Source organism: Martinezella lusitana, assembly GCF_016901135.1.
GTDB lineage: Bacteria > Pseudomonadota > Alphaproteobacteria > Rhizobiales > Rhizobiaceae > Rhizobium > Rhizobium lusitanum_D.
Map to the genome: position 1 here is coordinate 724,397 of NZ_JAFEVL010000048.1, position 14,093 is coordinate 738,489.

The 14,093-nt window shown below is 59.7% G+C and carries 12 protein-coding genes; 7 read left to right on the plus strand and 5 right to left on the minus strand.

Going from position 1 to position 14,093, the window contains the following annotated elements; all coding sequences use genetic code 11:
* Positions 1–7: 7 nt before the first annotated feature.
* Positions 8–1,396: a serine hydrolase gene (locus JTP94_RS24295; RefSeq protein ID WP_204852967.1), complete on the minus strand. Its 1,389-nt coding sequence runs from the start codon at positions 1,394–1,396 to the stop codon at positions 8–10.
* 192 nt (positions 1,397–1,588) lie between these two features.
* On the opposite strand from JTP94_RS24295, the gene JTP94_RS24300 reads away from it, so the two are divergent.
* The 5 genes from JTP94_RS24300 (at position 1,589) to JTP94_RS24320 (ending at position 6,927) form a co-directional block, all read left to right on the plus strand.
* Entirely contained in the window at positions 1,589–2,836 is a 1,248-nt protein-coding gene (locus JTP94_RS24300; RefSeq protein ID WP_204852968.1) for a DUF3419 family protein, read from the plus strand.
* A complete protein-coding gene (locus JTP94_RS24305; RefSeq protein WP_409456626.1) occupies positions 2,833–3,507 on the plus strand; it encodes a class I SAM-dependent methyltransferase in 675 nt (224 codons plus the stop codon). Before JTP94_RS24300 ends, JTP94_RS24305 begins: the two co-directional genes overlap by 4 nt.
* A gap of 213 nt (positions 3,508–3,720) precedes the next feature.
* The gene (locus JTP94_RS24310) at positions 3,721–4,512 is read left to right on the plus strand and encodes a GH25 family lysozyme (RefSeq protein WP_204852969.1); all 792 of its coding nucleotides are present in this window, start codon (positions 3,721–3,723) and stop codon (positions 4,510–4,512) included.
* A gap of 79 nt (positions 4,513–4,591) precedes the next feature.
* Entirely contained in the window at positions 4,592–5,836 is a 1,245-nt protein-coding gene (locus JTP94_RS24315) for a lytic murein transglycosylase (RefSeq protein ID WP_204852970.1), read from the plus strand.
* A 164-nt stretch (positions 5,837–6,000) separates the two neighbouring features.
* A complete protein-coding gene (locus JTP94_RS24320) occupies positions 6,001–6,927 on the plus strand; it encodes a DMT family transporter (RefSeq protein WP_204852971.1) in 927 nt (308 codons plus the stop codon).
* 435 nt (positions 6,928–7,362) lie between these two features.
* Here the strand turns inward: JTP94_RS24320 and metF are convergent, their stop codons facing one another.
* The 4 genes from metF to JTP94_RS24340 all read right to left on the minus strand — a co-directional run bounded on the left by metF (position 7,363) and on the right by JTP94_RS24340 (position 12,003).
* Entirely contained in the window at positions 7,363–8,265 is a 903-nt protein-coding gene (gene metF / locus JTP94_RS24325) for a methylenetetrahydrofolate reductase [NAD(P)H] (RefSeq protein ID WP_204852972.1), read from the minus strand.
* A 1-nt stretch (position 8,266) separates the two neighbouring features.
* On the minus strand, positions 8,267–9,292 hold the full coding sequence (locus JTP94_RS24330; RefSeq protein WP_047558106.1) for an ArsR/SmtB family transcription factor: 1,026 nt from the start codon (positions 9,290–9,292) through the stop codon (positions 8,267–8,269).
* Positions 9,293–9,481: 189 nt separating this feature from the next.
* On the minus strand, positions 9,482–11,131 hold the full coding sequence (gene ettA, locus JTP94_RS24335; RefSeq protein WP_204852973.1) for an energy-dependent translational throttle protein EttA: 1,650 nt from the start codon (positions 11,129–11,131) through the stop codon (positions 9,482–9,484).
* A 125-nt stretch (positions 11,132–11,256) separates the two neighbouring features.
* Entirely contained in the window at positions 11,257–12,003 is a 747-nt protein-coding gene (locus JTP94_RS24340) for a ribonuclease T2 family protein (RefSeq protein WP_204852974.1), read from the minus strand.
* Positions 12,004–12,168: 165 nt separating this feature from the next.
* Here JTP94_RS24340 and JTP94_RS24345 point away from each other — a divergent pair, with 165 nt between their 5' ends.
* Together JTP94_RS24345 and JTP94_RS24350 are read left to right on the plus strand one after the other, a co-directional pair.
* Positions 12,169–13,101 (plus strand): alpha/beta fold hydrolase, encoded by a 933-nt coding sequence (locus JTP94_RS24345; RefSeq protein WP_204852975.1) that lies wholly within the window; start codon positions 12,169–12,171, stop codon positions 13,099–13,101.
* 19 nt (positions 13,102–13,120) lie between these two features.
* On the plus strand, positions 13,121–14,080 hold the full coding sequence (locus JTP94_RS24350; RefSeq protein WP_204852976.1) for a DMT family transporter: 960 nt from the start codon (positions 13,121–13,123) through the stop codon (positions 14,078–14,080).
* Positions 14,081–14,093: the final 13 nt, after the last annotated feature.

Below are 14,093 nucleotides of genomic sequence, written 5' to 3' on the forward strand. Positions count from 1 at the left end.
AGCCGGCCTAGTTCGTGGCCGGCTTTGTTGCATCCATGATCCGCTTGAGCAGAATTTGCGGTCTGTAATCCGCCCAGGCCGGCGTCAATCCCATACGCACCACAACGAGATTGGCCGAAGGAACGATGGCAACAGTCTGGCCATCGTGACCGCTCATCCAGAACGTATCCGCGGGCAGGCCGAATTGCGCGTTCGAGCCGCCGGGGCCGGCAAGCCAGGCCTGAACTTGCGAATAGACCCCTTCTGAAGCCGTCGTCGGCGTGCGCATGGCCCCGACAAAGCCCTCCGGCAGCAGGCGCTGTCCTTTCCAGACGCCATCCTGGAGCAGGAATTGCCCGAAACGCGCCCAATCGCGAGCGCTCGCGTAGAGATAGGAGCTGCCGACATAGGTGCCGCGCTCATCTGCCTCGAACACCGCACTGTGCATGCCAAGCGGCCCGAAAAGCGCCTCACGCGGATAGGATATGGCCGCACTCAGGTTCGGAAGCCGATTCATCCACAACCTTGAGAGTAGCGTTGCCGTACCGCTGGAATAGCTGAAGCGTTCTCCAGGCGCGGCCACCTCGCGCGCATTGGCCACGATGCTGGTCGTGTCCGGCTCAAGATAAAGCATGCGGGTCACGTCCGATACGTTGCCATAGGCCTCGTTGAAGGCAAGGCCGCTTTCCATGGCCAGAAGATCGCTGAGCTTGATATTCTTGCGCGCGTCGCCGCTCCATTGCGGCAGGAGATTTTGGTCGTCGAAAGACATGCGGCCGGCCAACATGAGGCGGCCGATGATGGCGGCATTGACTGTTTTCGTCATGGACCAGCCAATCAGGGGCGTTGCCTCGCTGAAGCCGTCGCCATAGGCCTCGGCTACGATGTGCCCGTCCTTGACGACGACAACCGCGCGCATTGCTGGCCCGGCAAGATCGGGGTTTGCCACCAGCTTAGCAAACTTGGCGTCTTGCTCACCCGAACCAAGCGTGACCGTATTGCCGTCGGGCCAGAGCGCATCGCTCTTCGGCGCCTTCAGCTTGTTCAGGAAGACCGCGCTGCGCGCTGCCTGGAGATCACCATCGGGCACCGTCGTGCAGCCAAGCGCACCGCGATAGAGTGCATAATTGGGCGCAAACATTCCAAGGAAGCGCGCTCTGACGACGCCCTCGTCGCGGTCGACCGAAACATGGATAAGCTTCAATGCCGGATTGCCCGGTGCCTGCACGTCATCCGCCAACACCTGATCCGGATCCCGTTTGGCGACAAATGTGTTGGAACACACCATCTTGGCCGCATAGCCATCGCCGACCCTGAGCAATTCCGGCGGGTAAACAGAGAGCCAGACGGCTCCGCCTGCGACAATGATCAGCAGCAAAACAACAAATGCTCCGATCACTCTCGATATCAAACGCATTTCACATACCCTCCAAAAGGTAGGCGGAGACAAGCAGGAAACGCAGCAAGATGAAAGAGCTATCGTCGCTGCGGCCACGCAAATATGTGCAAGGCCATATCTCGAGCGAATCTGCCAACAGCCCGCGTCATCAGACTGTAGCATTGCCGGGTTAAACGCGCTGAACCCTGACAAATTGGTGACAAGACTCAGATGACGGAATTCGCCCCGGATGCCGGTCTCCAAAAGAACCGGAAACTCAAGGACGCTCTGCTGCAACATAAGGCGCTGTCCAAGGCCGGCCTTTCGGAGCGCCTGTTCGGCATGCTGTTTTCCGGTCTTGTCTATCCGCAGATCTGGGAGGATCCGGATGTCGACATGGAGGCGATGGAGCTCCAGCCACATCACCGCATCGTCACCATTGGCTCGGGCGGCTGCAATATGCTCGCCTACCTGTCGCAGAGCCCTTCCTCGATCGATGTCGTCGATCTCAACCGCCACCACATTGCTTTGAACAAGCTGAAGCTCGCCGCCTTCCGGCTGCTACCCGGCCATGCGGATCTGGTGCGTTTCTTCGGCACGCCAGGCGTTGCCGCCAACAGCCAGGCCTACGACCAGTTCATCGCGCCGCGGCTGGACGAAGCCACCGCTTCCTATTGGGGTGGCCGCGACATGTATGGTCGCCGCCGCGTCACGGTCTTCAATCGCAACATTTACAAGACCGGTCTCCTCGGCCGCTTCATCGGTGCCGCCCACGTGCTGGCGCGCCTGCACGGCGTGCGCCTTGCCGGGATGACGGAAGCCCGTACCCTCCGCGAGCAGCGCCAGTTCTTCGAAAACGAGATCGCCCCGATCTTCGACAGGCCGGCGGTTCGCTGGCTGCTCGGTCGCAAGAGCTCGCTCTTCGGTCTCGGCATTCCGCCCCAGCAATATGACGAGCTTGCGAGCCTTGCCGGTGACGATTCGATCTCGGCCGTGCTGAAGCACCGCCTGGAAAAGCTGGCATGCCACTTCCCGATGCGCGACAACTATTTTGCATGGCAGGCGTTCGCGCGCCGCTACGCCGGCCAGCATCAGGGTCCCCTGCCGACCTACCTCAGACCGGAGCATTATGCCGCAATCCGCGCCAATGCCGACCGCGTCGACGTGCATCACGCCAACTTCACCGAACTCCTGGCCTCCAAGCCCGCAGCCTCCCGCGACCGTTACGTCTTGCTCGACGCGCAGGATTGGATGACCGATGAGCAGCTAAACGGCCTCTGGGCGGAAATCACCCGCACGGCGCGCGAAGGCGCTCGCGTGATTTTCCGCACGGCTGCGGAAAAGAGCATCATCGAGGGCCGCCTATCACCGGCCATCCGTGATCAATGGGTCTATTTCGAAGAGCGTTCGCAGGAGCTCAACGCGCGCGATCGTTCGGCGATCTATGGCGGCTTCCACATCTACGGGAAAAAAGCGTGAGCCAGGCGGATACGGGCACGGAAACCAGCTCGAACAATCATGCAAACCTGATGGACGGCATGTACCGTTATCAGCGGCATATCTACGACCTGACCCGCAAATACTATCTCTTCGGGCGCGACCGCACGATTGAGCAGCTCAACGTGCCCTTGGGTGGCTCACTACTGGAAGTGGGCTGCGGTACGGGCCGTAACATGCTGCTGGCCTACCGGCATTTCCCTTCCGCGAAGCTTTATGGCCTTGATATCTCGCAGGAGATGCTGATTTCGGCGCGCAGCAATTTTCGCGGCCTGAAGCAGATGCCGGATTTTCGCGTTGCAGACGCCACCACATTTTCACCCACCGATTTCGGCACTGATGGATTCGACCGCGTGATGGTTTCCTACGCGTTGTCGATGATCCCGGATTGGACGAGCGCGATCGATGCATCGCTTGGTGCCGTCGCCCCTGGTGGCGAACTGCACGTCGTCGATTTTGGCCAGCAGGAAGGTCTGCCGGGCTGGTTCCGGACCCTTCTCAAAGGCTGGTTGAAGAAATTCCACGTCACCCCCCGCGCCGATCTTCTGACGGTGCTGGAAGAGAAAGCCAAGGCGCGCGGCATGACGCTCAAGACCGAAAAGATCGGTCGTGGCTACGCCTGGAGAGCCGTCGTCGCCAAGCAAGCCGCATAAGCAGCGGCGGAATTCGGGCGAAATCCGGCGACATGGCGCGCCAAGCATAAGAATTTGCTTGAAGATAACGCAATTTTTACGTTGATATGGTGAATAAAGTGGCAAGGCCGGCTGACAGCAGCTTGGCCTGCCGCTCTTTTGGATTTTCGGGGACCACAATACGGAAGCCAACCCTTGGGGCAGCCAGATCACTCGCGTCATAACGGGATACTCATGCGCCGGCTTCTGTTGTGCTTACTGCCGCTTGCCCTTTTTTTGAATGGCTGCACGATGGGCTATGATGCCTTCTCGACGGCCTCGCTTCCCAAGACCAGGTTCAGCGATACGAAGCCGCAGGATTTTGGCCGCGACCATCCACAGCGCCATCCCATCCACGGCATCGATATTTCCAAATGGCAGGGCGACATCAACTGGCAAGCCGTCAAGAGCTCGGGCGTCGCCTTTGCCTTCATCAAAGCGACCGAAGGCACAGACCGGATCGATCCACGCTTTACCGAATACTGGCAGGAAGCGAGCGCCGCAGGACTACTGCACGCGCCCTATCATTTCTATTATTTCTGCTCGACCGCAGACGATCAGGCCGATTGGTTCATCCGCAACGTGCCGAAGGATGCCATGGCGCTCCCGCCTGTTGTCGACGTCGAATGGAATCCCGGCTCGCCTACCTGCCGCACCAGACCGGCCCCGGAAACGGTGCGGACGGAAATCAAGCGCTTCATGGATCGCCTGGAAGCCTACTACGGCAAGCGACCGATCATCTATACGTCGGTCGACTTCCATCGCGAAAATCTTGTCGGTTACTTCAAGGACTATCAGTTCTGGGTCCGCTCGGTCGCGAAGCATCCCAAGGAGATTTACGCGGATCGCAGCTGGGCCTTTTGGCAGTATACGTCCACCGGGATCATCCCTGGCATCAAGGGGCCGACGGATATCAATGTTTTCGCCGGTTCCGAGCAAAATTGGCACAACTGGGTCGCGGCAGTACAGAAGCAAGGAAATTCTTGAGACAGACGCTATTTCTCTCTTGCTTATGTCACAATCTTCTGTGAAAGCGACCCTATTCTATCACTAGAGAGGATCGCCCATGGACCGTCACACCATTCGACGCAGCGCACTCGCGTTGATCTTCGCCTCAGCCATGACCGGCGCGGCGATGGCTCAGGGCGCGGCCCCAGCCGCCGCACCGAGCACGGATGGCGCTAGCGCTCCCAAGGTGGCTTGCGGCGGTGATCTTGCACCCTTCCTGGCTGGTGTGAAGGCCGAAGCGATTGCAGCCGGCGCGGATGCCGCCTCTGCCGACAAGACGCTGGCCGGCGCGCAGATCGACCCCAAGGTTCTCGCCATGGACCGCAGCCAGGGCGTATTCCGCCAGACCTTCCTCGAATTCTCGCAGCGCACCGTCAGCCAGGGTCGCCTCGATATCGGCCGCCAGAAGATGAAGCAGTATGCCGACGTTTTTGCCAAGGCTGAAAATGACTACGGCGTCGCCCCCGGGGTCATCACCGCCTTCTGGGCCATGGAGACCGACTTCGGCGCCGTTCAGGGCAATTTCAACACCCGCAACGCGCTTGTCACCCTCGCACATGACTGCCGCCGGCCGGACTTCTTCCGCCCGCGCCTGATCGCGCTGATCGAATTGGTGCAACGTGGCGATGTCGACCCGGCGACCACGACGGGCGCATGGGCCGGCGAAATCGGTCAGACACAGATGTTGCCGCCCGATATCATCGCTTACGGCACCGATGGGGACGGCGACGGTCATGTCAATTTGAAGACAAGCGCGCCCGACGTCATTCTGACGACGGCAAGATTCCTCCAGCATCTCGGCTTCCAGCGCGGCCAGCCCTGGCTGCAGGAGGTGACGGTGCCCGATAATCTGCCCTGGGAGAAATCCGGCATCGGCGGCACGCTCACCGCCGCCGACTGGTTCAAGCTCGGCGTCCAGCCGCGCGACGGCAACACAAGTTTCGGCTCGTTGCCGGCCGCCCTCATCCTGCCGCAGGGCCGCAAGGGCCCGGCTTTCCTGACCTATCCGAACTACAACGCCTATCTCGGATGGAACCAGTCGTTCATCTACACGACATCGGCCGCCTATTTCGCCACCCGTTTCGCGGGCGCTCCGCCCTACAACAAGGGCACGCCGGAAGCAGGCCTGAACGATGTCGATATGAAATCGCTTCAGACCAAGCTCGTGGCGCGTGGCTACGATGTCGGCAAGATCGACGGCATTCTTGGCTCCGGCACCCGCATCGCCATCCAGAAGGAGCAGTTCCGCCTGGGCATGCCGGCCGATGGCTGGGCGACTTCGGCATTGCTTGGCGCACTCTGAGTTTTCCTGCCTCTCTATCGAAAAGGCGGCCGCAAGCTGCCTTTTTTATTTGAGCTCCTCTCTCCCCGAACCGCTCAGAGGAACCCATTCTGCCCGATGTCGCAAGAAACGGGTGGAGCTCCGCTTTCTCCCGGCTTACATGAGCCGAAACGGGAGGAACGGCGATGGACAGCGAAAACCGAATGAGTGCACTCACCTGGGGCCTGCTGCTATTGCTCGGGCTGATCTGGGGCGGTTCGTTCTTCTTCGCCCGTATCGCCGTTCACCATGTCCCACCGCTTACGCTCGTCCTTCTGCGTCTGTCGCTGGCGGCCGTGGCGCTGCATCTCTACATCGCCGGCCGGTTCAGTATCTATCCGCTGTTGCGCAGCCACTGGCGGCAATTCCTGCTACTCGGCCTCATCAACAATGCGGTGCCGCATGCGTTGATCTTCTTCGGCCAGACACAGATGGGTGCCGGGCTTGCCTCGATCCTCAACGCGACCACGCCGATCTGGACGGTCCTGATCGGCAATCAGCTGACGACCGATGAACGCCTAACCCCAGCCAAGCTCGCAGGTTGCCTCATCGGGCTTGTCGGCACGGCAGTCCTGCTTGCCCCAAGCGTGACGAACAGTGCCTCGGTGCCCTTCTGGGCGCTGCTGCTGCCGATCATCGCGGCAATCTCCTATGGCTTTGCGGCGATCTACGCCAAACGCTTCAAAGGCATAGCGCCGACCGTTGTCGCGACTGGCCAGCTGACGGGCTCCTCGCTCATCATGTTGCCGGTTGCCCTGACCGTTGACCAGCCTTGGACTCTCGCGACGCCGCCGGCCGCCGCGATAGCAGCCATTCTGGGCCTCGCCCTGCTGTCGACTGCCTTCGCCTACATCCTCTATTTTCGGATCATGGCGCTTGCCGGCGCGACGAACGCTTCGCTTGTCACCCTGCTGGTGCCGCCAAGCGCCATGCTGCTCGGCTTTCTCTTCCTGGGCGAACGGCTAGGCGGCCCCGAAATCGCCGGCATGCTGCTGATTGGTGCGGGCCTGCTTATCCTCGATGGCCGGTTCTACGCATGGATGAGGCGCGGCACACGAACCGGAACAATTTGATCCTCATCACAGCTTCCACCGGGGAAATACGTCATCCACGGTCGCGAGCACCTGGTGCCCTTACGTTTATTCACAGCCGGCCCCTATGACGCAAAATAGAATTTACCCCATAAATTCAGATCGCTACGGCAAGATGCTGAATCGACACCCGAGCCGCATACCGCGCCGCAGCATCGAATTTCCTTTCCAAGCGACACATTTTCGACATAAAATTTAACGGCTGACTGAGGAGGAAGACATGGGATTGACGCGATCCATCAACGTCCTAGTGGTCGGTGCGGCCTTCGTTTTCGTCGTAACGATGCTTTTCATCTAACGGCAAGGCGAACACCGCAGGCGACCGAACTCCGAAAAGCTAACAAAACGACTATTCTATTAAAAAAGCGCATGCCCGGGAGGGACATGCGCTTTTTCATGTGTTGCCTGGAACATATCTTAGGCGGCAGCGCCTGCCCGAGCATTCATCTTGCGCTGGAGGCCCAGCCGCTCGAGGACGGCGGAAACGAGAGGCGAGCGGTTCATCGTATAGAGATGAAATTCGTGAATGCCGCGACGCATCAGATCCTGGATCTGTTCGGCAGCGACATCGGCCGCGACCTTGGCGCGCTCATCGGTATTTTCGTCGAGACCGTCGAAACGTTCATCGAGCCAGGACGGAATACTGGTACCACAGGCGCCAGCAAAGCGCTTCAGTTGCGTCAGATTCTGGATCGGCATGATGCCCGGCACGACCGGTATCTTGATGCCGGTTGCGCGAACGCGATCATGATAGCGCTCGAAAGCATCATTATCGAAGAAGAACTGCGTCAGGGCGCGGTCTGCTCCGTTGTCAGCCTTGCGCTTCAGCATATCGATGTCGGCTATGGTATCGCGGCTCTCCGGATGCTTTTCCGGATAGGCCGATACGGAAATATCGAAATCCCCGCGCTCGCGCAGCGCGGCCACCAGCTCGGCGGCATTGGCATAGCCACCCGGATGCGGCTGGTAGGCGGAACCGACGCCGCCCGGCGGGTCGCCGCGCAGGGCGACGAAACGGCGAACGCCGGTCGCGAGAAATTCGTCGATCACCCGATGCGTATCCTCGCGCGTCGCACCGACGCAGGTCAGATGCGAAGCAGTCGTGAACGGCGTCTCATGGATCATCTTTCGCACGGCCGAGAGCGTCGGCGCCTTGGTCGATCCACCCGCCCCATATGTCACCGAAACGAATTCCGGCTCCCATTCGCTCAGTTCGGAAACCGTATTCCATAGCTGCTGTTCGGCCTCTTCCGACTTTGGCGGGAAGAACTCGAAGGAAATGCGGATACCGCCCTGGCCATTTTCGGATTTAGAAGACATGTCAAACTCTCCCGGCAAGAATGGGGGACGATTGGCGGTCCTGCTCGGCTGCCATCAGCAACCGCGGGTCGCGCGCCAGCCAGATCGTGACTGTCAACGCCTGACCGCTTTCCCTCCCCGAATGAAGGTCCTGTACCTGCTCGACATCGAGCCCGGCCAATTTCAGCCAATCTGATATGGTCTGATGCGAGAAACCGAGACGCAGATGCGCATGTTCATCGCGCAGATATTCCAGCCCGTGCGGCGCGAGATCGATGATGGCAAGACGGCCGCCGGGCCGCAGCATTCGCGCCGCTTCCGCAACCGCGATCTGCGGCTGATCAAGGAAATGCAATACCTGGTGAATGGTAATCAGATCGAAATCCTGCTGCTCGAGCGGCAGGTTGAAAATATCGCCCTGACGTACCGACGCGGCCATGATGTTGGAACGGTCGAGATTGGCGCGGGCTACGGCCAGCATGTCGCGGCTGGCATCGATGCCGATGGCGCGGCGATAGTGACCCGCCAACAGCTGCAGCATCCGGCCCGTGCCGGTACCGAGATCGAGAAAGGAATCGATCGGCTGCGGGCCGATCAATTCGATCAGCGCCTTGTCGACATCCTCATCGGCGACATGCAGACGGCGCAACTCATCCCACTCGGCGGCATTCCGGCTGAAGTAGGCCTGCGCGCGCTCGGCGCGAATGCGCTTCACGGAAGCAAGACGCTCCCCGTCGCGCAACAGCACGGAATCCTTCTCGGCCGTATGGCGCAGAAGCGTCCGTGCCATCATCACGGCCTTGCCGTCCTGCTTCAGGCGGAAATAGGCCCAGGCGCCTTCCTGATAGCGGTCGATCAGGCCCGCTTCTCCAAGCAGTTTCAGATGCCGTGAAATGCGGGGCTGTGATTGGCCAAGAATTTCGGTAAGATCGGTGACGGTCAGATCGCCGGCGGCAAGGAGTGCCAGTAGCCGCAGCCGCGTCGGCTCGCCGACGGCCTTCAGCACGTCCACAACCTCATCCAAGCCGAGCTTCACAACATCAGTCATTCCACACCCAATCAAGATATAAAGATATCTTTATGTGATTTGGGCGCATTCTGCAAGAGCCAAACGGCCGCCGACGCGGTTTGACGTCGGAAATCTGTTAGTTTCTGCCGAAAACGGAACACCGGATGCCGCCGCAGGATAAACAAAAACCCCGGTCGAGCCGGGGTTTTCGAAGAGCAAAGCAGAAGCTTATCGTGTCAGGCGCTTATAGGTGACGCGGCTCGGATTGATGCTGTCGACGCCGAGGCGGCGCATCTTGTCCTGCTCGTAATCCTCGAAGTTGCCTTCGAACCATTCGACATGGCTGTCGCCTTCGAAAGCGAGGATGTGGGTCGCCAGACGGTCGAGGAACATGCGATCGTGGCTGATGATGACGGCGCAACCGGCAAAGTTTTCAAGCGCGATTTCCAGTGCGCCGAGTGTTTCCGTGTCGAGGTCGTTGGTCGGTTCGTCGAGCAGCAGCACATTGCCGCCGGCCTTCAGCATCTTGGCAAGGTGCACGCGGTTGCGCTGACCGCCGGAGAGGTTGCCGACCTTCTGCTGCTGATCGCCACCCTTGAAATTGAAAGTCGCGCAATAAGCGCGCGAATTCATTTCATACTTGCCGAGCTTGATGACTTCGGCGCCGCCGGAGATCTCTTCCCAGACGGTCTTGCCGCCATCAAGTGCATCACGGCTCTGGTCGACATAGCCGAGATGAACGCTGTCGCCGATGCGGATGCTGCCGCTATCCGGCGTTTCCTGGCCGGTGATCATGCGGAAGAGCGTGGTCTTGCCGGCGCCGTTCGGACCGATGACGCCGACGATACCACCCGGCGGCAGCTTCAGCGACAGACCTTCGATCAACATCCGGTCACCATAACCCTTGTTGATGCCTTCCATTTCGATGACGACCTGGCCGAGACGCTCACCGACCGGAATGATGATCTGCGCATCGCCGGGACGCTGGTTCTCGGCGGCATCGACCAACTCGTCATAGGCGCGGATACGGGCCTTGGACTTCGACTGGCGAGCTTTCGGGCTGGAAGCAATCCATTCCTGTTCGCGTGCGATCGCCTTCTGGCGACCGGCCTCTTCGCGACCTTCCTGCTGCATGCGCTTCGCCTTCGCCAGCAAGTACGAGGAGTAATTGCCTTCGTAGGGAATGCCGCGACCGCGGTCGAGTTCGAGGATCCAGCCGGTGACGTTATCCAGGAAGTAGCGATCGTGGGTAATCATCAGCACGGCGCCCGGATAGGCACGCAGATGCTTTTCCAGCCAGGCGATGGTTTCGGCGTCAAGATGGTTGGTCGGTTCGTCGAGCAGCAGCACGTCCGGCTGCGACAGCAGCAGCTTGCACAACGCCACACGACGGCGTTCGCCGCCGGAAAGTTTGGTGACGTCGGCATCGCCAGGCGGGCAGCGCAACGCGTCCATTGCCATCTCAACCTGGCTTTCCAGGTCCCAGAGATTCTGGCTGTCGATGATGTCCTGTAGCTTAGCGCCCTCTTCCGCCGTCTCGTCGGAATAGTTCATCATCAGTTCGTTGTAACGATTGAGGACGTCAGTCTTCGCCGCAACGCCTTCCATGACGTTTTCGAGCGCCGTCTTCGCCGGATCGAGCTGCGGCTCCTGCGCCAAATAGCCGATGGTGGCACCGTCGGCGAGCCAGGCCTCGCCGGTATATTCCTTGTCGAGACCGGCCATGATGCGCAGCACAGTCGACTTACCCGCACCGTTCGGACCGAGAATACCGATCTTGGCGTCGGGGTAGAAGGAGAGATGGATATTCTCGAGAATTTTCTTGGCGCCATAGGTCTTATTCAGACCGGCCATATGATAAATGAACTGACGTGCCATAGCTTGGGTTACTCCACGGGCGGACAACATTGTGAATTGTGCCGCTATGTAGGCGAAACCCCGCCCTCGGGCAACGGCGAAACCTTGTCCGAGGGCATTATCCGCGTCATAAAGCCCGTATTTCCTCAGAAACCGGCCGCATCCACCACGCCGCGATCGCAGCCGAACGACGTGCTGCCGGCACCCTGGATCAGTTTACCAAGCCGTGGCTCGCCGCCCTGCTGCGGATCGATCGCATCTTCGGAGAGGCCGATCGTCAATTCCGAGATCATCCTGATATTGCCGACCCGGCGGCAGCTCATCTTGATGCGCGCATTGGCGCCCTCGCCGAAGCTCTGGTCGAAGGCGGCCATGATGGTTTCGGCATCCAGCTCCTTGCCGATATTCTCAGCGAAAAGATCGCGCACGGCCGATGCATTGAGTTCGGCGATCAAACCGGCCGCGGTCGAGAAAAACTGATCGGCGCTAAGCTTCGTGCATGTGCCGTGCTTGATCCACTCATGGCGTTCGAGGCCGGACTGGGTGCCCGGCATGACCTTGTCGAGCTTTGCCTTGACATCCTGCGACAGCTGCACTGCCGGCAGATCCTTCCAATCGCTGCTGCGGTCGGCCTGTTTCAAATCGTCCGAAACGTCGCAATATTCCTGCCGCATCGGCCAGAGGCCATGCAGTGAGAAATTCGTGGCATCGTAATTGCTCGACGATTGGTTCCGGCATTCCGCCTTCTTCTGGTTCGTCGCGCAAAATGCCGGTTCCCAGCTCGCCGCCAGGATAAAGCGCGTCCGCCCTCTGCTCTGCTCCTGCGCCGCCGCGCTGGCGATCGCCCCGACCGAAAGGAGCACAACCGCAAATATCCGAAGCAAATGCTTCATTTCATGCCTCCAATTAGAACATTATAGGAACAAATAAGCAGTTTGGTTGCGTAGATGCAACCCTGAATCACATGGCTTGGGAAGATTTATTTCTGTGGGCTTCGATCGTTGTCCATTGCAATCAACCGAATGATGACCTTTCGTCCAAATGGGGAGGAACCATGCATGTTCGTCGAAACGCAACGCCTGGAAAGCCCGACGGGCGCGACGATTGCCTATCGTCATTCGCCGGCAAAAGGCGATGCACGCGGCATCCTCCTGATATCTCATGGCCTTGCCGAGCATTCACGCCGCTACGCAGCTTTCGCGGAAACCATGGCCGCGCACGGCTTTCATGTCTATGCCCATGATCATCGCGGCCACGGCGAAACCATTGCTGCCGACGCTCCAATCGGGCGCTTTGCACGAAGAAACGGCGTCGGGCAGGTCATTTCTGATGTGCTGGCCATGCGCGAGCTTGCCGCGACAGCCCATCCCGACCTGCCCATCATTCTCTTCGGTCACTCCATGGGAGGATTGATCAGCCTCAACGCGGTCGTCACACATCCGGACAAATTCGATGCCGTCACGGTCTGGAACTCCAACTTCAATCCGGGCCTCGCCGGCCGCGCCGCCCAGCTCATCCTGAAGACGGAGCGCATGTTCAAAGGATCGGACGTCCCCAGCGGGCCGTTGCCGAAACTGACCTTCGGTACCTGGGGCAAATCCATCCCAAACCGCCGCACCGAGTTCGACTGGCTTTCACGCGTTCCCGAGCAGGTGGACAAATACATCGCCGATCCGCTCTGCGGCTTCGATGCATCCGTCTCGCTCTGGCTTGACATATTCGAGCTCAGTTTTCGCGCCCCACAGAAAACCTATCTCGACCGGCTACGGCGTGACATGCCGATCCATCTGACGGGAGGCGGCAAGGATCCGGCGACGGACAAGGGAAAAGCGATTTCCTGGCTGTCAAACCATTTGAAAAGCGCGGGCTTCTCTCATATTACAACCGCGATCCATCCGGATATGCGGCACGAGACGCTGAACGAAATCGGCGCCGCGCAAGCCATTTCCGACTTTGCCGACTGGTGTGAGAAGGTGACGGCAAGGAACTGATTTTCAAAGGAACTCTTCAATGAACGCCAGCAGCGGCTCCTCGCTCCGATTGCCGCAGTCGGAGCTGACCTTCGGCTTGTTGATGATGTTCCTCTCCGTCGTCCTCTCGCCGATCATCGACATATTCTCCAAGCTCGCGGCAGCCACCATTCCGCCGGCTGAAGTCACCGCCGCGCGTTTCATCTTTCAGTCGCTCTTTGCGCTGCCGATGATGGCCATGCGGGGACAATGGGGCGTATGGACATGGCGTCGCAGCGGCGTGCATGCCATCCGCGCCGGTGTGCTGACGCTGTCCATGGTCTCGTTCGTGACGACGCTGCAAGTCATGGAAGTCGCCGATGCCATCGCCATCTTTTTCGTCGAGCCGATGATGCTGACCATTCTCAGCAGCATTTTCCTCAAGGAAACCATCGGCTGGCGGCGCTACACGGCCTGCGCCGTCGGTTTTTTCGGCGCGATGCTGATCATCCAGCCGAGCTTCGAAGAGGTCGGCTTCGTGGCGCTTTTGCCCGTCGTCACCGCACTCTGCATCGCCGTCTACGTGATGATCACGCGTGTCGTCTCCCATAGCGAGGATGCATGGTCGATGCAGTTCCAAACCGGCATATGGGGCATCGGCTTCAGCCTGATCCTGCTTGCGATTGGCCATGCGACCGGCTCTGCCATCCTCGATCCCGTCCTGCCGGACCTGATTGCCATGCTCTTTCTGCTTGGCGTCGGCGCCAGCGCAGCCGCCGCCGGCATCCTCACCGTGCACGCCTATCGTGCCGTGCCAGCCTCAACGCTTGCGCCCCTGCAATATTTCGAGATCGTCTCGGCGACGATCTTCGGCTGGCTGGTCTTCGACAACTTTCCGGATGCGATCAAATGGCTCGGCATCCTCATCATCATCGGCTCCGGGCTCTACATTCTCTGGCGCGAGCGGCGCTTTGCTTCCAAGCCGGTATCCGATACATCTGCAACAGCATTCACGCCTTAAGCGAGAGAGCGGA

Excerpts from the sequence above, each read along its gene's own strand:
- JTP94_RS24345 (WP_204852975.1), top strand. The coding sequence starts at position 12,169 with ATGTTCGTCGAAACGCAACGCCTGGAAAGCCCGACGGGCGCGACGATT.
- JTP94_RS24340 (WP_204852974.1), bottom strand. The coding sequence starts at position 12,003 with ATGAAGCATTTGCTTCGGATATTTGCGGTTGTGCTCCTTTCGGTCGGG.
- JTP94_RS24310 (WP_204852969.1), top strand. The coding sequence starts at position 3,721 with ATGCGCCGGCTTCTGTTGTGCTTACTGCCGCTTGCCCTTTTTTTGAAT.
- JTP94_RS24315 (WP_204852970.1), top strand. The coding sequence starts at position 4,592 with ATGGACCGTCACACCATTCGACGCAGCGCACTCGCGTTGATCTTCGCC.
- ettA (WP_204852973.1), bottom strand. The coding sequence starts at position 11,131 with ATGGCACGTCAGTTCATTTATCATATGGCCGGTCTGAATAAGACCTAT.
- JTP94_RS24330 (WP_047558106.1), bottom strand. The coding sequence starts at position 9,292 with ATGACTGATGTTGTGAAGCTCGGCTTGGATGAGGTTGTGGACGTGCTG.
- JTP94_RS24320 (WP_204852971.1), top strand. The coding sequence starts at position 6,001 with ATGGACAGCGAAAACCGAATGAGTGCACTCACCTGGGGCCTGCTGCTA.
- JTP94_RS24295 (WP_204852967.1), bottom strand. The coding sequence starts at position 1,396 with ATGCGTTTGATATCGAGAGTGATCGGAGCATTTGTTGTTTTGCTGCTG.
- metF (WP_204852972.1), bottom strand. The coding sequence starts at position 8,265 with ATGTCTTCTAAATCCGAAAATGGCCAGGGCGGTATCCGCATTTCCTTC.
- JTP94_RS24300 (WP_204852968.1), top strand. The coding sequence starts at position 1,589 with ATGACGGAATTCGCCCCGGATGCCGGTCTCCAAAAGAACCGGAAACTC.
- JTP94_RS24350 (WP_204852976.1), top strand. The coding sequence starts at position 13,121 with ATGAACGCCAGCAGCGGCTCCTCGCTCCGATTGCCGCAGTCGGAGCTG.